This window comes from Ruegeria sp. EL01 (genome assembly GCF_900313035.1).
Classification (GTDB): Bacteria; Pseudomonadota; Alphaproteobacteria; order Rhodobacterales; family Rhodobacteraceae; genus Ruegeria.
In genome coordinates this window covers 198,636-220,925 of sequence record NZ_OMPS01000001.1, presented here as the reverse complement: position 1 = coordinate 220,925, position 22,290 = coordinate 198,636, and the positions used below count along the sequence as shown (strand labels likewise).

The following is a 22,290-nucleotide window of genomic DNA, read 5'->3' as shown; positions in this document are numbered from 1 at the left end:
TTCGGAAACCCGCTTTTGTGCCGATGGGTTAGGCCGCCAGTTCTGCGAACTGTAGAAATGGACAGAGTCCGGGCGTGATTTGACCTTTGCGGATCATGTGCGCCACTTCGATTCCGTCGAGGGTTGCCGCCGCTGAAGCAAACGCCTTGAACCCTAGCATTGGCCGGATGCGTCTCTTGATGAAACGATGGTCCTGTTCCACGATGTTGTTCAGGTATTTCCGCCTGACCATCTCAATCGGGATCGGGCAACCAAAGCCTTTCAGCATCTTGTTTATGGCCTTGATGCCAGCCGTGTTAGCTCCGCTTTTGTCGATGACAATCTTCCGTGGCAAACCATTGACCTCCAGCATCCGAGCGAAGAAGTTCGTCGCGGCAGGCTTGTTTCGACGTGGTGATAACATGAAATCAAGCGTCTTGCCGTATTTATCGACGGCCCGATAGAGATAGACCCACGTACCCTTCACCTTGATGTAAGTCTCATCCATTCTCCAGGAGCGATCACATGGTCCTTTCCTGCGGCGCGCTACATCAGCAATTGCGCCTGAGTATCGTGTCACCCAACGGTTCAGTGTCGTATGATCAACCGATACGCCGCGTTCTGCCATGATTTCTTCCAGATCCCGGTATGACACGCCGTATCGAACATAGAAGAATACTGCGAATAGGATCACATATTTCGGATACTGTGCACCTTTGAAAGAGATCATGAATTGGCTTTCGACTTAATTTTACCGGCAGCCATTCACTCGCAATCTCCATAAGCGTCAATCGCAAAAGTTTGCAACAGATCCGCCTGTCGGGCGTCACGATTAAACGTGAAACGGAACGATGAAAGAGTACTCGTTATATCTCACGTTCAATTGACGCACGAAGGTCTCAAAATGGTTTGATGGATGGCCGTCGGGCCAGCTTCGTGCAGGCGTGCGTAGTAAAAAACCGCAACATCACCGTTTTTCATGACGCATGCAGAAGGGTATCCCGCGTCCTGGTTGGGTAGAGCCCGCACGACGATTGGCGCTGAAAAGTCAAAGCTTTCGTCATCATCCGAGGCGACATACATTTGGATCGAATATGGTGGAACTCGCCGACCCGTAACCATTGCCAGCCGCCCCGAGCGCAGTCGGAAGGCATGGGCCGGAAACTCTGGCAAACCCAAAGGTGACGGTTCGGACCACGTTGCGCCGCAATCATCAGAGTGCGCTCTGTAAAGCGTTCTGCTATCGGACTCTCTGATCAGCAAAACCAGGCGGCCATTTCTGGTAACGTAACCTGCGGGTTCCTCGAAAGCACATCCGTCCCCGCGCGCAATCACAATTGGCTTGGACCAGGTCCTCCCCTGATCAAATGACTTAATTCCATAAACAGTTTTGTAGTCTGGAACGTCGCTCAGCGGCAGGAAAATTGACCCGTCTTCAAGCAATTGACCTCCGCGCATTCCATAGGCGCCCTGAAGTGGAGATACGTCTACGGATGTGGCCTGATCCCAAGTCGTCCCTGCGTCATGGGAAAGACGAACCCACATACTCCCACGCCCACGGTACCACGGGAAATGGCTTCGGGGGTCTTCGTCTGGACAAGACCATTGCGATATCTCGGGGGAGATTTTTAAAGACTCAGCAATCTGCGCGGGAGTTGCGGTAATGTCGTTTGCTTGCCCAGCTTCAACCGTCGATGCTGGATACCAATCAAACTTCCATTGATTTAGAAGAACGGTGTCGCCACCGAGAACGGTCAGGCCCGCACATTCGGTGCCGGTCCATCCGAAATGGGGTACAGGTTCCGGAGCCGACCAAGATGCACCCTCGTCATCAGATCGCATGACATAATTGGCGTAAAGGGGGTCTTGCGGTGGGTGGAGCAGGTACTCACGTTTCGGCACCCGATTGAAAACAAGCAGCCACCGACCAGAGGCGAATTGGACGGTGTGAGGATGAGCGCAATATGCGTAGGGTTCGGAGTAGAGGGTTCTGTGCTCTACAACTTCGAATTCTGGAACCATTTTGTATGCTAATTTGCCGAAAATTCATTCGGCAATAACTGCGCCGGTATATCTTGATAGCAAACAGGTCGCAGGAACCTGCGAATGGCCAGAGTGCCGACAGATGTCGCCCCGAAATTTGTCGATGCTGGATAGGGGCCCCCATGTACCATGGCATCACAAACCTCGACACCAGTCGGAAAGCCATTCGCGAGCACTCTTCCTGCTTTTCGTTCCAGTACCGGCAGCAACTTCGCAGCAACTGCTAGGTCGTCCTCATCCAATTGAAGGGTGCAAGTGAGTTGTCCGTCCAATTTGCGGGCGAAATCAAGCGCCTGATCAACAGACGAAACCGTAACAATCCCGCCAAAGGGGCCAAAAACTTCTTCACCAAGCGTTTCATGGGTCATCCAATCCCCGAATGTCGCCTGGTACAAAAGCCCGCTAGGACCTTGGTGCAACACGTCAATGCCAGCGATATCCGTCAGGCGCTGACAACCACGCCGATAGGCATTCAGTATACCTTCGCTGAGCATGATTTGCTCACCAACTTGCGACAGCGCTTGAGCTGCAGTTGCCGCAAAACGGTCTGCATCCGGGCCTTCAACAATGATGGCTATGCCGGGGTTGGTGCAAAACTGCCCCGCGCCGAGAGTTAGTGAGGCTATCCAGTCCCGGGCAATTTTTTCGCCACGAGACGACAAGGCGTTTGGCAAAATGAAGACGGGATTTATCGATCCCAATTCACCGAAAAACGGAATTGGTTCGGGACGGGACGCACATAGATCGAACAGGGCACGCCCTCCGGCCAAGGAACCTGTGAAACCGACTGCCTTGATGTTTGGGTGCGTGACCAATGCATATCCGACCGATCTATTGCCGCCTTGAATCTGGCTGAAAACGCCGGGATGCATCGAATATTTGGTAATCGCGGCTTCAACCGCCTGTGCGACAATGTCAGCAGTGCCGGGATGCGCTGAATGCCCTTTGACAACAACCGGGCAGCCTGCGGCCAGGGCCGCTGCTGTATCGCCGCCCGCGGTTGAAAACGCCAACGGAAAATTGGATGCACCAAAGACCGCCACAGGGCCAATCGGGCGCTGCACCATCTTCAGGTCGACGCGTGGTAGTGGTGTACGATCAGGCAGGGCCTCGTCGTGACGACGATCAAGATATACACCGTTTTGGATGTGGTTCGCGAATAACCGCAGTTGCCCTGTGGTTCGCCCAAGTTCGCCAGTTAGTCGGGCTTTAGGTAGGCCCGTTTCCTGGGCACCCATCGAGATAATGGTTTGACTGCGGCTTTCGATTTCATCAGCGATAGTGCGTAAAAAGCACGCTCGGTCATTGCAAGTCGAATAGCCATATGACCAAAATGCATCTTCGGCAGCTACCGCCGCCTGGTTCACGTGTTCTTCAGTTCCGCGAAAGAAGTTGTCTGCGGGTCCGTCAACGGGCTCGTTGCAGAACGTCTCGGACCCTCCGATCCATTCTCCGGCGATCAAGTGTTTACCATTCAGGGCCATTTTGCTCTCATTTCAGATGGGTTTGCGCTGCCATTTCAGTCTTTGCTCCAATAGCTGTCCGGTGGGGGTCCAAAATCGATCAGCGCACAGGAATAGACCGCCGTTTCATCGAACGGATATCGTGCTTCCATATCTGCCGTAAGTTCCAACCCCAAACCAGGTGCAGACGGGCGTAAGAGTTTTCCGTCAACAATTTTTCCCTGATCGCCCATCATCTCTCGGCCCAGCGGGAAATCCAGCATTGGGAATTCTACCAGCTTGCCGTCGGCGGCGAACGCTGCATGGTAACTCGCCATGATTGCAGCCGCCCCGCCCCAAGCATGGACTACTACGTCGGTGCCTTTAACGTTCGCCGCTGCAAAAACATCCATGACGGCTGAGATGCCCCCCATTACCGACGCATCAGGCTGCACGAAATCATAAACGTCATTGTTGATACGCTCGATCATCTCTTTCGGGGTGGTGATGATTTCTCCTCCGCAAACCTGAACATCGGTGCGCTGTCTCAAGGCTTTGAAGCCCTCTGGCGCGTCGGGACCAATCGCCTCTTCGACGAAGATTATTCTCTGATCGGTACGGGAGTGAACCGCTTCGATATACGCCACGACTTCATCGACTTCCTGCGGGGGGTCTGCGAGGTTCTGACACATATCGACACCAACCTGGATGCCGCGTTTTCCGGCCTGTTCCAAAACCCAGACAGTGCGCAGGATATCGGTCTTGATGGCCCGCATCTTATAGGTTTTGATGCCAAGGCTATCCAGCAGGTCCAGTTCGCGAATGAATTGCTCTTTCGCATCGCAGCACCCGCCAGAGCCATAGATGGGAATAGAGTCCGATTTGGCACCGCCAAGCAGGTCATAGACGGGTTTTCCAAGGCTCTTGCCCTTGACGTCCTGCAAAGCGATTTCAAACGCTGCAATGACGTGTCGCGCAGCACCTTGCAACGACCAGTAGTCGCACAATGAACGCAGATCGCGCACCCGTGCGGCAATATCGAACCCGTCTTTTCCAATCACTTGCGGGGTGCAAAGCTCGACAATGGATTTGAACACAAGCGGGGCGAACACGGCCAGATAGCCTTCGCCGATCCCGGTTGTTCCGTCTTCGAGTGTGACCTCTACCATCCCGATGGTACGTTTGGGACCGTTGGGAAAGCATTCCTTGATTTCCGGATCATCCGCGTCGGCGTAAGGAGAGCTGAGCAGGATGCAGCGGACATTCGCAATTTTATTAGACATTAGACTTCTCGTTGTATGTCGACCACGTTCAACAGTGGTTTGCCAGAGCGGTAGCGGGTGAGATTGTCGAGAAACAGATCGATCTTACGATCCAGCTCATCGGTGGTTCCGCCACCAGTATGTTGGGTCAATAGGGTGTTGGGCGTGGTCCAGAACGGATGATCCGCCGACAGCGGTTCGTCTATGGTCACGTCCAGCACTGCACCGAAAATGCGCCGGTGTCGCAACGCTTCGGCCAGCGCGGCCTCGTCAACCAGGCTTCCACGTCCCAAATTTACAAACATGGCGCTCGGCTTCAATCGTCCGATGCGATCGTGATCGAACAACCCGCGCGTCTGATGGTTGTCCGGCACGGCCGCAACAACAACATCCGCTGATGACAGCGCCTGATCCAGAATTTCCAGCGGTGTAGAACTTCTGACGGCTAATATTTTGCATTCGAAAGGTGCAAGCAGTTCGGTCAGTCGCTGGTTGATGCTCCCTCCGCCGATCAATACGACATGTGCACCCCGCAGAGTTCTGAGTCCGGTTCTGACCGGGTCTCCGACCCATTTGGTTTGCGCCTGTAACAGAACAAGTTCGTCAATCCCGCGATAAAGCGCCAGAATGCCCGACAGAGCTGTCTCGGCCACCGGATCGGCAAAAAAGCCCGCCAGGTTTGTCAGCGTTATTGTTTCCCCAAGCGTTGCCCAATCAATATCCAGATATTCTCCGTACCCGACAGATTCCAACTGTATCCAGCGCAGGGCGTTGGCCCCTGCCACCGCATCGGCTGGCGGATTTCCAAAGGCGACCTCACACCGATGCAGATCTGTGGCGCTGACAAGTACCGCGTTGCCGACCGCACCCTGCAAACGATCCAATTGGTCCTTTGAAAGATCCAAACACACAGAGATACACGTCAAGTCGCAGCACCCCGGTTGATCCAGATTGTCTTGGTCTGAAGATATTGTTCCATCGCCTCAGTGCCGTTGTCACGGGACAAGGACCCCGATTTCTTGAAGCCCCCGAATGGGGTTTTGATATCCCCCTCCGAAAAACCGTTTACCGATACCGTTCCGACCGGCAATCGGTGTGCCAGATTCAGAGCCTTGTCGATGTCTTTGGTAAAAACGGTTGCATGCAAACCGTATTCAGAATCGGACGCCACGTGCAGCGCCTCATCCAGGTTTTTGACAGGTAAAACACCCAGAACGGGGCCGAAAATTTCTTCGCGCGCAATGGTCATGTCCGGTGTAAGCCCAGAGAATACAGTTGGCGTCACGAAATAACCATCACCGTCCTTCTGACCGCCAGTTTGGAGCACGGCACCTTCTGCCTTACCAGCATCGATGTAACCCGTAACCCGCGACATATGTTCCTGGGTAACCATCGCACCGATATCCGTTGCGGGATCCAACGGATTGCCAACGGTGTATGCATTGGCTCGTTCAGTCACTTTGTGGACAAACTCATCCGCGATTTTCTGATCCACAAGCTGGCGCATGTTGGCCGAACAATTCTGACCGCCGTTCCAAAACGCCGAAGTCGCGGCATGCTCGATCAAATCGTCATCCAACGCGGCATCATCGAGAACGATGAACGGGCTCTTGCCACCCATTTCCAGACCAACGCCTTTAAGATTGCTTTCACCGGCATAGCGCAGGAAGTAACCGCCAACCTCGGTCGACCCGGTGAACGAAACAATATCGATGTCAGGATGGCGACCGATTGCCTGCCCTGTTGTTTCACCCAGCCCGGGCAGGACATTCAGAACCCCGTCGGGAACCCCGGCCTGTTGTGCCAGTTCCGCTAGACGTATCGCGGTTAGCGGCGTCTGCTCGGCGGGCTTGACGATACAGGAACATCCCGCCGCAAGTGCAGGCGCCAGTTTCCAGGCCGCCATTAGCAAAGGGAAGTTCCAGGGCAGCACCAGCCCCACGACACCCGCCGGTTCCCGCACCACCAGCCCCAGCGCATCCTCACCGGTTGGCACGACTTTGCCAAAGGTCTTGTCGACCAACTCTCCGTACCACTGAAAGAAATCGGCGACCTCGTTACCGATTTCATGCAGGCAATCGGTGATGGTTTTGCCGCTGTCCAGGCTTTCCAGAACTGCCAGTTCATGCGCGTTCTCGCGCACAAGGGATGCCAGTTTAAGCAGCACCTCCTTGCGTTCTTCCGGGGCGCGACGCGACCATCCGCCATCGTCAAAACTGCGCCGGGCGGCTTTGACCGCTGCGTCCACATCCGCGCCCTTGCAATGGGCCACCTCACACAACGGCGCACCCGTGGCCGGGTTCATCGTTATGAATTTTGTCTGGTCGGCAGCATCACACAGGCTTCCATCGATAAACGCCTGTGTCGCATAGTTCAGGTTGTCGGCAATAGTGGTGGTTTGCTCGAGGGTTAGGCTCATGGCTTTCTCCTAACGCGAAGGGGGCTGGTTAGTGGCGAGGGGGTCAACTGGCGGATAGGCGCGGTACGCCGATCTCATCCATCATTTTTCTGGTTGCAGCACGATAGTCATCCCGGACATCGCGGGTCGGCGGGCGACAACGGCTCGAAGGTAGTCCGACAAGCTCCATACAAAGTTTGTCCAGGTATCCGTCGCCGCTGGTAAAGTTGTTTTCGATTTCCATCCATAGTTTGTAGAAAGGCTTGCCTTCTTCAACGAGCATTCTGGTGATTTCCGCGTAATTTCCGGCGCGGGCTTCATCTATCAGTTTGATGCCCCATTCTGGCCAGAAGTTGCAGTGATGTACCTCGAAGGCTTTCGCACCCAGTGCTGGTGTCGCGCTCATGCCGAAGAACAGGTTGTTGTCGATGATCGTGAAACGGTCAGAGAATGTCGAACACACGTCTTCGAACTCCATCGCGTCTGTGCGCGGCGCGGCCCATTTCAACCCCACGATATTCTGCAGATCCGACAACCGTTCGATCATGCCAAAACTCAGGCTCTGACTGGTCCAGAAGGTGTTATATAGGATAATGCCTACATTCGGTGCGGCCTCGGCCGCAGCCCGCACATATTCTTCGAAATCGGCTTCGGTGTGGGAAAAGTAAAAGGGGCAGGATACCTGGATGAAATCAACGCCGATGTCTTGAGCCGCTTTGGCCAACCGAACCAGCTCCAGAGTGCTGGCGGTCTGCGCGCCCATTGCAATCGGGACTTTCCCGCCTGCTTCGTCCACAACAACTCGGACGACCTCGCAACGCTCGTCAAAGGTCATTGTCGAAAAATCACCTGCGGCACCGCCGGCCAGAAATGTTGCGTAATCCGCGTTCAACCCTGAATCCAGCAAAAACCGAACGTAGGCACGCAGTGCCTCGAAATTTATGTCAAGATTAGCGTTGTCGTGAAATGGTGTAGGAATGGTAACATAGCAACCTTCAAGCTTTGTCCGAAGCTCGGAGTAGTTATTCAAATTGGACACGGCTGTTTCCCTTTTGACATTAGAATTTCCGGCGACGCCAAAGCGGCTCAGCCCGAGTAAAGATGCCCAATCGTATTCAAATCTCGCCGGCGTTGGATTTGCAATAAGCGCCAGGCAGTTTGCATTTTGCGTACAATTCGCCCCGAATCAGCCGCTGTGGTTGGCTGAGTCGGCCAACGTCCAGGTCACATGAGAGCGAAAACGTGCCATCTCTGTGGCAGAATGGCTTAATCTGAACGAACCTGGCGTTGTCCCAAAGTGCAACTTGAAGGTCCGGACAAAAACGGCAGGTGAGCTAAAACCGCAGATAATTGAAATCTCGGAAACGGCCATTTCACTGTAAAACAGGATCTCCCGGGCGCGTTCCAGTCGGACACGCAGGTAATATTGTGCAATTGTTGAACGCGTTGCGCGTTTGAATTGGCGTTCAAGGTTTCGTCTTGAAATTCCGACCTTCTCAGCGATTTCCTGTACTGAAAGCGGAGTTTCAATGCTTTCTTCCATCAACGAAATCGTATTTAGCACCGCATTCTTTTGATCGTTTTTGGCCGAGGGCTTATGGGCTTCAGGCGACAAGCGCTGTGGTCCGTCTCCGGTGAAAGGACTTGGGTAAACAAACCCATTTGCAACCTGTGAGGCCAGGATTGGTCCCTGTTCTCTTGAAAGATATTCAAGCATCATGTCCAGCGCTGCAATTCCACCTGCACATGTCATTATTGGCGGATCAATAATGTACCTTCGTTCAACGAAATCGATGTTCGGGTACCTTTCCAGAAAGATTGGTTCTGCCTCCCAGTGACATGTCGCCCGTTTCCCATTCAGAAGCCCTGCTTCCGCAAGTGCGAAAGCGCCCGTATCTACGCCCGCTATCAGCGCTCCGTGCCGATTAAGCCCTTGTAGCCAAGCGGTTAATTTCCCAGAAAGGTATGAAACAGCGTCATTTCCTGACAGTACAAGCACAAGGTCGTAGGCAAAGCCCGAATGAATACTCGCGTTGCAGTTCAGAGTCATCCCGGCGCCGGCTTCGACCGGGCCACCATCTTCGGAAATAAAGGTCCAGTTGAACAGGCGTTTTCCCGCAGTCTGGTTTGCAACCCGAAGCAACTCGATAATCGGAATAAGCGCGTATAGCGCATACTGAGGAGCCAGAAAGATACCTATATCGCGATAACCGTAGGACCTGTGATTCCCTAATTTCATCATTGATTCGCACCCTTTTGTCGGAAATTATCAATCCATCGCCGCACACAGTAAACGATTGATGCCGCGACCGGCCACATTATTCAATGGCGAAATGTTGATAACTCCTTTTGCAGGAGAACCAAGATTTCGAGGCAACAAGGAGGAGAAATATATGTCACGCACGAAGTCGCGGGTTGACCGTAGGACCTTTTTGAAGACTGCGACGGCAGCGTCCGGAGCTGCGCTTGCGACACCGCTCATCGCTTCCAAAGCTTTTGCATTCAACAAACCGATCGAGCTTGTTCACTGGAGCTGGCTCGCGGCATCTGATGGCGAAGTCTGGGCCCAAATGATTGATTCATTCAATCAGGCCCACGAAGGCCAAGGCATTCAGATCAAAATGGAACTGGTCCCTGAGGAGCAGTACACGACCAAGGTTCTAACCGCCACGGCGACGGGCCAAGCCCCGGACTTTGGTTGGGGCACCGCTGGTAAAGGGGCCCAGCTGGCGCGGGACGGTGTAACCGTGCCGTTGGATGCCCTGATCCGGGATAGTGGGCTGGATCTGGCCGACTTTACCGACTCTTCAGTAAAGGCAGCCAGGTACCCGAAATACGGCGACGAGATGTACATGGTTCCGATGGACCTCATGAGCTTGCAGCCTGAGGTAAATGTCGACCACGTTCTTGAAGCCGGTTTGGACCCGGATGCCTTCCCAACCACAGGGGAAGAGTTGGTCAAATGGGGTCAGGCAATGACCAAGTTCGACGGCGACAACGTTTCCCGTTCGGGCATTCTGATGACTGGTTCCGGCGTTCAGCCGACGGTCACCTGGGGTATCGTTGCCGAGCAGATGGGCTTCCAACGGGCAAGCGACGACCTGAAAACTGCCGCCGTGAACCCCGAGGCCGGTATCGCCGCGATGGAGTGGGTTCTGGCACTGTTCGATGAATATCGCGTTTCTACTCGCGATGTCACCGACCGCTACAAGGCGTTCGGAACCGGGAATGGTTCAATCTTCTGGACCGGCCCGTGGACGCTGAACGGGTATGTCAAACAGGGTGTAAACTTCCGCACCTATGAAATGCCCAATATCGGCGGGACCCAAAGAACCTATTTCGAGATGGGTGGTTTGGAGTTCTATAAGCAGCAGGACGAAGAACGGTATGCTGCGACCATGGAGGCGGTGAAGTGGTTGTCGGATAACAGTTTCCTCTGGACGACTGTTGGACGCGGTGCCGCGCCGAGACGTTCGATACTGGATCGGCCGGACTACAAGACAACCGGGCATCCTTGGGACATTCGCGGCGCGTTTGTCGATGGAATGAAGATTGCCACAATCCCCGAAATCCCGGTCGTGGCAGGTCCCGAGTTCACGATCTATTCGGGCGGAAACTTCCTGGCGTCGACGCTGGAGAATGTCTGGGCAAAACAGAAGTCGCCAGCCGAGGCCATGGAACAGCTGGCAGCACGTTGGCAGAAAGGCCTCGACGAAGGCTGATAAAACGCCAGCCAATTGGGGCCGGGGGTTGTAACCAGCCACCGACCTCGATGCCGCGCTCTCTTAAACCTGAAACAGCAGAAGAACACAGATGGCCGAAGCGAGACAGATTGACATGCCAGATCACGTATCGGCACGTCTAAATATGGGTGAAACGGTAAGGATCGATCGCATAGGGTATGCGTTTGTCGCCTTCTTCACGATTCCGTTCTTATTATTCAACATCATGCCCGTGTTGTTCGGTGGCTACATTGCGTTCACGGAATGGAGCATCATCGGCGCGCCACAATGGGTCGGGTTGGATAATTTCCGCGAAGCCTTGCACGATGAATGGGTCATCAACGCCTTCAAGAACGTTCTGTTCTACGGTTTGATCATCGTTCCCGGGGTCAGCATCTGCGGGCTGTTGGCGGCGCTTTTTGTCAACCAAAGGTGGCCATTATCGTCCATCGCGCGCACGTTTTTCTTTGCCCCTTATGTTGTATCGGCAACCGTTATCGGCTTGATCTGGGTTTGGCTGCTGGATACCCAATATGGCCTGATAAATCATTATCTTAGTTATCTTGGCATCAGCCATATCAAATGGCTGACATCGACGGAATGGTCGTTGGTAGGCGTCAGCATCGCATCGATCTGGTGGGACACCGGGCTGGCGTTCATCCTGTTCCTCGCCGCTCTGCAGGATATCCCGAAAGACCTGATCGAAGCCGCAAGAGTCGACGGGGCGAATAAGGTTCAACGTCTGTTCTTCATAATACTTCCTTTGATGCGACCAGTGATTTCGATGGTGGTTACCCTGCAATTGATTTCCACGCTCAGGATTTTCAGCCAAGTCTACGTCATGACAAATGGTGGGCCGGCGGGGTCATCGGCGTCCCCCATCCACTACATCTACCAGGCCGCGATCGTGCGGAACACCTTTGGCTATGCGTCCGCCGTCGCGATCATCCTCTTCATCCTGATCGTTCTCATAACGGTCCTGCTTCGCCTCGTCGTCAGAGAAAGGGCCTGAAATGAAGATGTTTGATGCTCCCAGGGTTTTTGCCTTCCGCAATGGCAGTCCGCAGTTAAGCGATGTTGCCGTTTGGCTGATAGGAATGTTTGTTGTCTTCCTGTGGGCCATGCCGTTCATCTGGATGGTTTCCACATCCTTCAAGCTGCCCGAACATGTTCTGACTGAAGATATCGAGTGGCTTCCGAGGGTCTGGACGCTCGAGAACTACCGCAAGGTTTTCGAATACCCGGTTCTACGCTGGGGGCTCAACAGCATTATCCAGGCAACTGTTTCGACCGGGCTTTGCGTGTTTTTCGGAGCGATGGCAGGCTACGCGCTGGCCAGGATGCGCTTTCCGGGCAACGGGCTGCTTTTTGCGCTGTTCATAGCATCGTTGATGATCCCGGCAGAGGTAACTGTCGTCCCACTGTTGCTGGCGATCATCAAGGTCGGCTGGGCCAGTACCTATCAGGCGTTGATCCTGCCAACGGTCGCGAATGTGTTCAGTGTCTATATCTTCCGCCAGTTCTTTCTGACGTTCCCCCGTGAACTAGAAGAAGCCGCAAGAATGGATGGTGCCGGACCGTTTAGGATATTCTGGCTGGTGGCCCTGCCTCTGGCGCGCGCCCCTGCCATTGCCGCGACCGTTATCATCTTCACCCTGAACTGGAACAATTTCCTATGGCCGCTGTTGGTAACATTCGATGAATCCATGAAGACGCTGCCCGTTGGTGTTGCCCAGTTCGCTCCTGTGGTTGGCACACATACCCAGCTTGAAGGGTTCTCGGTTTCTATGGCCGCGGTAACAGTTCTGTCCATTCCCAGTCTGGTCCTGTTCTTCTTCCTTCAGAAATACTTCATCCAAGGTATCTCGCAAGGGAGCGTGAAATCATGAGTGAGTTGGACCCTCAAAACAAGTTTCTGTCGCGTCTCCCGGACAAAGTGATTGTGGATGGGTTCAGCCATGAGGCGACCTCGGGGCGCAAGATGGCAACGGTGGACCCTTCAACAGAAGAGGTCATCGTGACCGTCCCGCGGTGCGATGCTGCCGACGTTCACAGTGCCTGTGTCTCTGCGGATGCCGCGCTAGGCGGGCCGTGGGGCGACCTGACTCCTTTCGAACGGGGTCGGGTCCTCAACAAAATTGCCGACGCGATCGAAAGTGAACTTGGACATCTCAGCCGTCTGGAAAGCCTGGATAGTGGCAAGCCGATCTCTGCCGCACGCGGCGATATTCAAGGCGTGGTGGACTGTTTCCGTTACAACGCGGGGGCAACCGATAAAATGGAAGGCAGCGCCATCCCGCTGGGCGACGAGTATCTTGACTATACCCAGCCCGAGCCTGTCGGTGTCACCGCCCATATCGTCCCGTGGAATTTTCCTCTGGGCATGGCGGCCCGATCGGTTGCGCCAGCTTTGGCGGCGGGCTGCACAGCGGTTCTGAAGCCTGCGGAACAAACACCCCTTACCGCGTTGGCACTGGCGGAAATTTGCCTTCATGCAGGGCTGCCCGCTGGTGTGTTGAACGTCGTCACCGGAACCGGGCCAGAGGTCGGAGAACCCCTGACCAATCATCCCCTGGTCCGGTCTGTTACCTTCACGGGATCGGTCACAACCGGACGGCGCGTTTACAGAAATGCGGCCGAACACATCAAATCCTGTGTACTGGAGCTGGGCGGCAAGAATCCGATGATCGTGATGGCCGACGCAGACCTTGACCGCGCCACGACCGACGCGTTGGAGGCCACTTTCGCCAACGCGGGCCAGGTCTGCTCTTCGGCGTCATGGTATCTGCTGCACAGTAGCATCAAGGACGAGTTCCTGGCGCTTCTTGAACACAAGATCCAGACGCTTTCGATTGACCGCCCCGAGAATGACCCGGACATCGGACCGCTTGTGTCAGAAGATCACCTACACAAGGTCAGCGGTTATATAGAACGCGCAGCCGCAGAAGGCATGAAACCCTGCATTCGCGGCCAAAGCGTCGATTACCTGAAGCCTGGGTTTTTTGTGCAGCCCATGGTTTTCGACGATGTGCCACTGGATCACCCCCTTGCGATTGACGAGGTTTTCGGTCCCATCGCAACGGTTCACACGTTTGATACTGACGCGCAGATGACCACGACAATCAACCGGCTCGACACTGGGCTGGTTGCCGGGATCTACACCAGAGATGTCAGTCGCGCGATCTCGCTGAGCAAGCATCTCGATGTAGGTTCGGTCTGGATCAATGGCTGGTTCATCGGTGGCTTACAGGCACCAACCGGCGGTGAAAAAAACAGCGGGATTGGGCGTGAACGCGGCCTTCCCGGCATCAGGAATTACCTGAAAATCAAGAACATAGGTGTTCGCCTCTGACGGCGTGCGCGTTTTGCAATCCATGGCCCTCCATCAACTTAGAAGGAAAAGTGAGGAAATGAGTCCAATCAAGGATATTACCCATCACACAATGGTCAAACATCCTGAGCATTGCGTCAATCAGACGATGGCACGCGTGCTTAAGAATGGTGATCTGGTCGCCGTCTACAATGAGGAACGTTACCCGTTCCACCATGACAGCGGACGTTCGATGATGGTCAAGTCAACCGACGGCGGACAGACTTGGGGTGAGCCGAGTGTCATTGTCGACTGGTCTGACACCACTGGCAACTGGGACGCAGGTATCTGTGAACTCGACGATGGCACCCTGCTCGTCAACTTCGCGATCACCGGGTTTTTCAAACGAGGTCAAAAGCCCACGCAACCCTCTTGGGGTGGTGCACCAAACACCAAGGAATGGGGCGACTGGACCTGGGCGTTCAAGCTGCAGAGTTGGCTGGGAACCTATGTTGTAAAATCCAAGGACGGCGGACAGACATGGTCGTCTCCGATCCCGGTTAATGTGCGTCCGATGAAACACGGCGGCTGCCGGTCGGGCTGCTGGCAGTTGCCGGATGGTGGTATCCTAATGGGGCTGTATGGGCGTATTCGCGGATATGGCGAAGAAGGTGAAAACGAAGCCACACGTTCGGCTCTCATGCGGTCGGATGACGGCGGGGACAACTGGGAATACTACTCCACCTTGGCCTATGACCCGGCAGCAATCATTGACTATGAAGAGCCAGACATTTTGCGCCTGAAAGACGGTCGTCTGGTCTGCTTCATGCGTACCCATGTCAATCCAAGCGGTGACGCCAAGAACATGGTTATGACCATCTCGGAAGATGACGGGTTTTCTTGGACACCGCCCAAATGGACGAACATCTGGGGTTATCCGCCAGAGCTGATTCCGCTGCAGGATGGGCGCTACCTGATGGTATATGGCTATCGTCGCCCGTCCTATGGGGTGCGCGGCATTATTTCCGAGGATGGTGTCACATGGGATGTAAAGGATGAGTTCATCATCCGTGAGGGCGGCTTGCCAACCCGCTCGGAAAGCTCGAAACCGACATCCAGCCTTGGCGGGGATAACGACACCGAGGGTTATAATGCCGGGACCATCGATCCGAACCACCCTGGGCTGTACCAGCATATCGGGTATCCCAGCGTGGTTCAAAACCCTGATGGTTCAATCGCGGTTTCGTATCACGAATGGAGCGACGATCCCGTGCCCCTGCAATACCTGCGTACCACTCGGTTCTGGCTGAGCTAGAGCCGCACCTGCGCGGGGTTTCGGCGCCCGCTACTCCCCCGGATACGAAATCCCGCGCAGTTCATCCGCAAACGTTTGCCCGCAAGAATAGAGGAAAGAATGGCTAACCTAGAACTCATTGGCGTCGAAAAGAATTATGCGGGAACCCGGGTGATTCACGGCATTGACCTGGAAGTCGAACATGGTGAGTTCGTCGTTTTTGTCGGCCCGTCCGGCTGCGGGAAGTCGACCGCGCTTCGAATGATCTGCGGTCTGGAAACGCTCAGCAAGGGCGACATCCGCATTGGCGGGAAATCCATGAGAAACATATCGCCGTCAAAGCGCGGGACCGCGATGGTTTTTCAATCTTATGCGTTATACCCGCATATGAGCGTGGCCGAGAACATGGCGTTCTCGATGCGTATGGAAGGGATCCCAAAAGCCGAGCGCCGCAAAAAAGTGGCTGAAGTGGCCAGAATCCTGCAATTGGACGAGTTGCTGGACCGTAAGCCCAAAGAGTTGTCAGGCGGTCAGCGCCAGCGCGTTGCCATCGGTCGGGCGATCGTTCGAAAACCCGAGGTGTTCTTGTTTGATGAACCTCTGTCCAACCTTGATGCAGAACTCAGGGTACAGATGCGGATGGAACTGGCCCGGCTGCACAAGGAAATTGACGCGACTATGATCTATGTCACCCATGATCAAGTCGAAGCCATGACGCTGGCCGACAAAATCGTGGTATTGCGCGCAGGTCGGATCGAACAGGTAGGAACCCCGTTAGAGCTGTATGAAAACCCCTGCAATGTATTTGTTGCCGGTTTCATCGGCACGCCATCGATGAACTTCCTCGACGGTGTTTTGGACGGCGGAAAGGTGCGAATTCCGGCCCTGGGCAATTTGGAAATCCCTGCCGAAATCAATTCCAAAAGCAGTGGCGACGTTGTTGTGGGCTTCAGACCGCACCATGTGTCGGTGACAGAGGATACCCAGGCATCGCTAAGCCTTGACCTGACCGAACAATTGGGCGGTGTAACCTATAGCCATCTTGTCGCGGCGACCGGTGAGCGGATCATTGTGGAAACACGGGAAAATACTGTCGGAACGCCAGGGGGCAATGTCGCGATTGCGATCGAACTGGGCAAGGCCATGTTCTTCGACCCGGTTTCGCAAGAGCGGTTGCGGTGAGTTGTTATTCAGCCCGTTAGGCGCGATAAGGCCCAATGTAGGCTACCGTTGTTGGTGAGACGACCAAGCGCGTATGTGGCGCATAACCAAGCCGCCGTATGTGCTGAATCTCAAATGTCCGATCGCCCACTCAGTCACTGATTGGGTTGGTGACCGTTGCGTACCAAAACCCGATAAACCGCAGGTGTCAGAAACAAGTTAAAGAAGGTGGCTATGCGCCTCCAGTCCTTGAGCCTACCAAACATGATCTCAATACGGTTGCGCCGTTTATATCGGCGCTTGTCATACTTCACGGTTGTCTTGCGTTACTTTCGACCTGGAATGCAGGCGCTTATTCCTTTGTCTTTCAATGCGTCTCGGAACCAGTCTGCATCACAGCCGCGATCCCCGAGCCACCAGTGGGGTCTGTTCCGGCTGGGGGCGGAATGACACCCTAAGAGTTTTCCCTGTGGCGTTTCATTATGTCGAGCACGGTGTTTTTGCTGATGCCAAGATCACGTGCAATCCATCGGTATGAACGACCTTCCGCCACGGCTTGAACGACCTTCGGTGCAAGTTTGTCGGATTTCGGTCGTTGTCCGGGTTGGCGCCCGAGCTTCTTGCCGCGCGCACGGGCTGCGGCAAGTCCTGATTTGACGCGTTCGCTGAGCAAGTCGCGTTCGAACTGGGCAATTCCTGCCAGCATGGTCGCCATCATCCGGCCATGCGGCGTGTCCAACTCGAAAGTCATACCACTCATGGCAACGACCGAAACCTTCCAGCCTGCCAGCTTGTTCAAAGTGTCCAACAGGTCTTGAGTGGAGCGGCCCCACCGGGACAACTCGCTGACAAGGACGGCATCTATCTGCCGTGCCTGAGCCAGATCGAGAATTCGGTTCCGGGCGACACGATTGGCGGGTGCACCCGAGGCCGTTTCTTTGAAGATACCTATCACCTCATAACCACCGCGTTCTGCGAAAGCAGCCAGCTCCATCACCTGCCTGTCACACGACTGATCGGCGGTGGAAACTCTGGCATAGATGGCTGCGCGCTGTCCCAGTTGAACCCTCTTGGAATTTGGTCTTGCAAGTCGTTGATTTTGCTGGTGCGAGATGTGTCCCGAACAGACATCTGATTAACAAGGACAAGCCAACATGCCAAGACGGTCCATTCTGACCGAGCGCCAGCGTTCGGCGCTTTTCGACCTGCCGACTGACGAGACATTGATGTTGCGGCATTACACGCTGGCAGATGACGATCTTGAACACATCAACGAACGGCGGCGACCGGAGAACAAGATCGGTTTTGCCCTACAGCTCTGCGCCCTGCGCTATCCTGGTCGGCTGTTGTCATCTGGTGAAGTCATCCCGGAAAAGGTATTGCGCTTCATCGGGGCTCAGTTGGGCCTGACCGGCAATGATGTTTTACCATATGCCGCACGTCGGCAAACCCGTCAGCAGCACCTGCACGCCCTGCGTCAGATTTACGGCTTCAAGATGTTCTCTGGCCAAGGCGCTCGCAGTCTCAAGACTTGGCTCGAGAATGAAGCTGAAACTGCCCGATCCAACGAAGACCTGGCGCGCCGATTTGTCGAAGAGTGCCGCCGGTCGCAGGTGATCCTGCCCGGCATGTCTGTCATCGAACGGCTGTGTGCAGATGCTCTGGTGTCGGCTGAGCGCCAGACCGAAAGCCGGATCACCAGCAGGATCGACGACGAAACGAAAGAACGCCTGGACGCGCTGTTGACCGAGATCGTGGATGGCAATGTCACCCGGTTCATCTGGCTTCGCCGTTTCGAGGTGGGCAGCAACTCGGCTGGAGCATCGCGACTTCTGGACCGGTTAGAGGTTTTGCAAAAATTGGGCCTCTCACCGGACATTCTGTCCAACGTACCGCCACATCGCGTCACCCGCCTGCGCCGCCAAGGCGAGCGCTACTTTGCCGATGGATTGCGCGACATCACGAGTGACCGGCGCCTGGCGATCCTTGCCGTCTGTGCGGTAGAGTGGAAGGCGGCCATCGCCGATGCCGTGATCGAAACCCACGACCGGATTGTTGGCAAGACCTGGCGGGATGCGAAAAGGCTGTCAGACGTGCGTATCGCGGATGCTCGGTCTTCACTGCGTGAAACATTACGTTCCTTCAAGGATCTGGGTGCTGCCTTGCTGGAAGCCAAGACGGATGGCGCGTCCCTTGATGCCGCCGTCGAAGTTGTGTGTGGCTGGTCTCACCTCGAACGCATGGTGACAACCGCGGCCGAGTTGACCGACACGATGGCGGCTGACGCCTTGTCTCATGTCGTTCATGGATATCACCGGTTCCGGCGCTATGCCCCAAGAATGTTGCGGGCGCTCGATATCTGCGCCGCCCCGGTGGCGGCGCCTTTGATGCAGGCAACAAAAGTCATCGCCCAGGATCAAACCGATGCGCCCCGTCAGGTTGGCTTTTTGCGTCGAACCTCGAAATGGCATCGACACCTCAATGCTCAGGACCCAGGTGACAATCGGCTCTGGGAGGTCGCAGTGTTGTTCCAAGTGCGCGAAGCGTTCCGATCCGGCGATATCTGGCTGCCCCATTCCCGGCGTTACGCTGATCTGAAACAAGCTTTGATACCTATAGAAACAGCCAAGGCGTGCCCTCGCCTGACGATGCCATTCGAACCTGAGATCTGGCTCGATGATCGCAAGGCAAGGCTGGCAGAAGGGATGAAACGTTTGGCCAAGGCTGCCAGAGCTGGCGCGATTCCCGGCGGTTCAATCGAGAACGGCGTTCTCAAAGTTGATCGCTTGACGGCAGCAATCCCGGCGGATGCTGATGGCATGGTGCTTGATCTCTATGGTCGCCTGCCTGCCGTCCGGATCACCGATCTGCTGCAGGAAGTTGATGACGATATCGGCTTCACCGAAGCCTTTACACACCTGCGCACCGGCGTTCCCTGCAAGGATCGCATCGGGTTGTTGAACGTGCTGCTGGCCGAGGGATTGAACCTTGGCCTCAGCAAAATGGCCGAGGCGACCAGTTCACATGACTACTTCCAACTCTCGCGCTTGTCCCGGTGGCATGTTGAAAGCGATGCCATCAACAGGGCGCTTGCCAAGGTGATCGAGGCGCAGACCAAATTACCGATGACGAGGTTCTGGGGCGGTGGTATGACCGCTTCAAGCGACGGTCAGTTTTTTCCAACAACGCGGCATGGCGAGGCGATGAACCTCATCAACGCGAAGTATGGACAGGAGCCCGGCTTGAAGGCTTACACCCATGTCTCCGACCAGTTCGGCCCGTTTGCCACACAGAATATCCCTGCGACCGCCAACGAGGCCCCATACATTCTGGACGGGTTGCTGATGAACGAGGTTGGGAAGAAGATCAAAGAGCAATACGCCGACACCGGCGGCTTCACGGATCATGTCTTTGCCGCAACCGCACTTCTGTCTTATCGCTTTGTTCCCCGCATCCGTGACCTGCCGTCAAAGCGGCTCTATCTCTTCGATCCCTCCGCGGCGCCGAAGGAAGTCCGCGGGCTGGTCGGCGGAAAGATCAGAGAAAAGCTGATCACGGAAAACTGGGCGGACATTTTGCGCGCCGTCGCTACCATGGCGGCGGGTGTCATGCCACCCAGCCAGTTGTTGAGGAAGTTCGCATCGTATCCCCGTCAGCACGAACTGGCTGTCACATTACGGGAGATCGGGCGCGTTGAACGCACTTTATTCATAATCGACTGGTTGTTGGACGCTGGCATGCAGCGCCGCGCCCAAATCGGTCTGAACAAAAGTGAGGCCCACCATGCTTTGAAAAACGCCCTCCGCATCGGTCGCCAAGGCGAAATCCGAGACCGAACCTCTGAAGGACAGCACTATCGCATGGCAGGGTTAAACCTGCTGACCGCGATCATCATCTACTGGAATACCAAGCACCTTGGCCATGCCGTCACCACGCGAAAGCGTGCTGGTCTCGACTGTTCACCTCAACTCCTGGCGCATATCCTGCTCACAGGCGAATACAGGTGGAAAAATCGATGACGCCCAGCCTTAGGGTGTCATTCTGCCCCCAGCCGGAGCGGACCCCTATTTGCCTTGCAATCCAGCAAAGAACGGCCTGTTCTGCGCAAGTTAGCTGAACTGCCGGATCATCTTAGGGAGGACGTCGGCCTCCCACCACAGATTGAACGCCCACCGCCTTCGCACCACCGGGTACCATTCTGAACAGCCGACCGAGCAGGGGCAGTTCGCTGCCCTTGCTCTCAACAATCGCACAATGTCTGGTACGCGCGTGTTCGCGACGTGCCGCGCCTGTTATGGGCTGAAGTGTGATCAATGGCACCTCAGAGGCAATGTAGCATTGCCCCTGCCTCCGCTGACGGACCATCGCCGCGGCCGCTAAATATGGGGCTACGTGGACACACATTCGCAGGACGTAGCGGTCACTGGATTGAATGATCCGAATAACGACTTTGAAAGTACTCGTTTAGGCCGCCGCTGTTGCCTCAATTTCAAACAGCAATCCTGGGATCGCCAACCGGGTCACGCCCACAAGCGTCATCGACGGCGCGACCTGATGCGGTCCAAAGCGTATACCCATCAAATCGAAATTCTTCAGCGCTTCGTCCACATCCGTTGCGTAGATTCTCAGCATCGTCACGTTGCTCAAGTCCATCTCTGCCTTGGCCAGAACTGCCTCAAGATTGTCCAACGCCAGAGCGATTTGTGCACGCATATCGTTCGGGTGCTGGGGAGTGCCTTCGCCATCGACTGCGGTTTGTCCGGCGCAGATGACTTGACGCGTTACCCCTTCGATGATTTCCGCCTGATTATATCCCAGCTTCAAAGACCAGTCCCACGGGTTCACTGCAATACGTTCCATCTTGATTCTCCTTGATTGATTTCGCTGAAACCGGTCTAGATCGAATTAGTGCCATTTTCTGGCACTAATTTTGCTAAGGTGGTGATATGAACATTCGACTCAGACATGATGCCCTCGTCCGTAGTCTGCGCCGCAACGGCACCACCACGATTGAGAATCTTGCGAGTGAAGTGGGGGCATCGCGTCGCACGGTGCTGCGCGATATCAGCGCCCTAAGGGATGAAGGCTTTGTCATTCACTCTGATGTAGGGCGTGGCGGAGGAGTGCACCTTGATCCGCAATCCATGCAAACCACCGCGCGGCTTTCGGTGCCAGAGGTCTTTGCACTATTGATCAGTGTTGCCGCCATGCGTGCAGCAGGCAGTTTACCATTCTCAGATCTTGCGGACGCCGGGCTCGCTAAGATCGAAAAAGCGCTGCCGTCCGATAAGGTGAAAGACCTGCGCGCCTTCCTTGATTGCCTGCATATTGGTCAGCTTTCGCCGCTGCAGGACGTGTCGAATGTTGGCAAAATTGACTCGGGTTTATTACCAGCCTTTGAAACGAGCTTCCTGCAAAAGCAATGCCTTCGCTTCGACTATAGCGATGCAAGAGGACGCAAGACACAGCGCGAGGTCGAACCGCAAGCCATGCTGATCTTGCCCCCGCTCTGGTATCTTGTCGCATGGGATCCGACGCGACAGGGTATCCGACATTTTCGGATGGACCGGATCAGCAAGCCGGAGCCGATCGAAGGCTCCAACTTTCGTCGCCGACATGTGCCTTTTGAAGATGATGTCTGTCCGTTCAGCGAATTGACACACTGAAGTCAGTCGATGC

The 22,290-nt window shown here is 55.2% G+C and carries 18 protein-coding genes and 1 pseudogene; 8 read left to right on the top strand and 11 right to left on the bottom strand.

Annotation, left to right across the window (positions count from 1 at the left end; all coding sequences use genetic code 11):
• Window positions 1-28: 28 nt before the first annotated feature.
• The 8 genes from D9K61_RS00965 to D9K61_RS00930 all read right to left on the bottom strand — a co-directional run bounded on the left by D9K61_RS00965 (window position 29) and on the right by D9K61_RS00930 (window position 9,363).
• Entirely contained in the window at window positions 29-709 is a 681-nt protein-coding gene (locus D9K61_RS00965) for an IS6 family transposase (RefSeq protein ID WP_120631392.1), read from the bottom strand.
• Between the two features lie 149 nt (window positions 710-858).
• On the bottom strand, window positions 859-1,821 hold the full coding sequence (locus D9K61_RS00960) for a sialidase family protein (RefSeq protein ID WP_162946674.1): 963 nt from the start codon (window positions 1,819-1,821) through the stop codon (window positions 859-861).
• A 188-nt stretch (window positions 1,822-2,009) separates the two neighbouring features.
• Window positions 2,010-3,506 (bottom strand): aldehyde dehydrogenase (NADP(+)), encoded by a 1,497-nt coding sequence (locus tag D9K61_RS00955; RefSeq protein WP_120631390.1) that lies wholly within the window; start codon window positions 3,504-3,506, stop codon window positions 2,010-2,012.
• Between the two features lie 35 nt (window positions 3,507-3,541).
• On the bottom strand, window positions 3,542-4,747 hold the full coding sequence (locus tag D9K61_RS00950) for a mandelate racemase/muconate lactonizing enzyme family protein (protein ID WP_120631389.1): 1,206 nt from the start codon (window positions 4,745-4,747) through the stop codon (window positions 3,542-3,544).
• Window positions 4,747-5,631 (bottom strand): D-2-hydroxyacid dehydrogenase, encoded by an 885-nt coding sequence (locus D9K61_RS00945; RefSeq protein ID WP_216825726.1) that lies wholly within the window; start codon window positions 5,629-5,631, stop codon window positions 4,747-4,749. The genes D9K61_RS00950 and D9K61_RS00945 overlap by 1 nt, the downstream gene beginning before the upstream one ends.
• A 17-nt stretch (window positions 5,632-5,648) precedes the next feature.
• A complete protein-coding gene (locus tag D9K61_RS00940) occupies window positions 5,649-7,145 on the bottom strand; it encodes an aldehyde dehydrogenase (protein WP_120631387.1) in 1,497 nt (498 codons plus the stop codon).
• Between the two features lie 43 nt (window positions 7,146-7,188).
• Entirely contained in the window at window positions 7,189-8,163 is a 975-nt protein-coding gene (locus D9K61_RS00935; RefSeq protein ID WP_216825725.1) for a dihydrodipicolinate synthase family protein, read from the bottom strand.
• A 147-nt stretch (window positions 8,164-8,310) separates the two neighbouring features.
• The gene (locus tag D9K61_RS00930; protein WP_162946672.1) at window positions 8,311-9,363 is read right to left on the bottom strand and encodes a GlxA family transcriptional regulator; all 1,053 of its coding nucleotides are present in this window, start codon (window positions 9,361-9,363) and stop codon (window positions 8,311-8,313) included.
• A gap of 154 nt (window positions 9,364-9,517) precedes the next feature.
• Between D9K61_RS00930 and D9K61_RS00925 the strand changes: the two genes are divergently transcribed.
• The 6 genes from D9K61_RS00925 to D9K61_RS00900 all read left to right on the top strand — a co-directional run bounded on the left by D9K61_RS00925 (window position 9,518) and on the right by D9K61_RS00900 (window position 16,632).
• Window positions 9,518-10,846, top strand: a complete 1,329-nt coding sequence (locus tag D9K61_RS00925) for an extracellular solute-binding protein (RefSeq protein WP_162946671.1) — start codon at window positions 9,518-9,520, stop codon at window positions 10,844-10,846.
• A gap of 145 nt (window positions 10,847-10,991) precedes the next feature.
• Complete coding sequence (locus D9K61_RS00920) at window positions 10,992-11,858, top strand: carbohydrate ABC transporter permease (protein WP_216825724.1); 867 nt, start codon at window positions 10,992-10,994, stop codon at window positions 11,856-11,858.
• Between the two features lie 7 nt (window positions 11,859-11,865).
• Window positions 11,866-12,735: a carbohydrate ABC transporter permease gene (locus D9K61_RS00915; RefSeq protein ID WP_162946670.1), complete on the top strand. Its 870-nt coding sequence runs from the start codon at window positions 11,866-11,868 to the stop codon at window positions 12,733-12,735.
• Window positions 12,732-14,198, top strand: a complete 1,467-nt coding sequence (locus tag D9K61_RS00910; protein ID WP_120631382.1) for an aldehyde dehydrogenase — start codon at window positions 12,732-12,734, stop codon at window positions 14,196-14,198. The genes D9K61_RS00915 and D9K61_RS00910 overlap by 4 nt, the downstream gene beginning before the upstream one ends.
• 58 nt (window positions 14,199-14,256) lie before the next feature.
• Complete coding sequence (locus D9K61_RS00905) at window positions 14,257-15,471, top strand: sialidase family protein (RefSeq protein ID WP_162946669.1); 1,215 nt, start codon at window positions 14,257-14,259, stop codon at window positions 15,469-15,471.
• A 99-nt stretch (window positions 15,472-15,570) separates the two neighbouring features.
• Window positions 15,571-16,632: an ABC transporter ATP-binding protein gene (locus D9K61_RS00900; protein WP_120631380.1), complete on the top strand. Its 1,062-nt coding sequence runs from the start codon at window positions 15,571-15,573 to the stop codon at window positions 16,630-16,632.
• A 134-nt stretch (window positions 16,633-16,766) separates the two neighbouring features.
• On the opposite strand, the pseudogene D9K61_RS00895 reads toward D9K61_RS00900, so the two are convergent.
• A pseudogene (locus D9K61_RS00895) lies at window positions 16,767-17,030 on the bottom strand (transposase); the annotation flags it as partial.
• 35 nt (window positions 17,031-17,065) lie between these two features.
• On the bottom strand, window positions 17,066-17,605 hold the full coding sequence (locus D9K61_RS00890; RefSeq protein WP_254055636.1) for a recombinase family protein: 540 nt from the start codon (window positions 17,603-17,605) through the stop codon (window positions 17,066-17,068).
• Window positions 17,606-17,765: 160 nt separating this feature from the next.
• On the opposite strand from D9K61_RS00890, the gene D9K61_RS00885 reads away from it, so the two are divergent.
• Window positions 17,766-20,630 (top strand): Tn3 family transposase, encoded by a 2,865-nt coding sequence (locus D9K61_RS00885; protein WP_120631378.1) that lies wholly within the window; start codon window positions 17,766-17,768, stop codon window positions 20,628-20,630.
• Between the two features lie 445 nt (window positions 20,631-21,075).
• On the opposite strand, the gene D9K61_RS00880 is transcribed toward D9K61_RS00885, so the two are convergent.
• On the bottom strand, window positions 21,076-21,471 hold the full coding sequence (locus D9K61_RS00880; protein ID WP_120631377.1) for a RidA family protein: 396 nt from the start codon (window positions 21,469-21,471) through the stop codon (window positions 21,076-21,078).
• 86 nt (window positions 21,472-21,557) lie between these two features.
• Between D9K61_RS00880 and D9K61_RS00875 the strand changes: the two genes are divergently transcribed.
• Window positions 21,558-22,277, top strand: a complete 720-nt coding sequence (locus tag D9K61_RS00875) for a YafY family protein (protein WP_120631376.1) — start codon at window positions 21,558-21,560, stop codon at window positions 22,275-22,277.
• The last annotated feature ends 13 nt before the right edge of the window (window positions 22,278-22,290 follow it).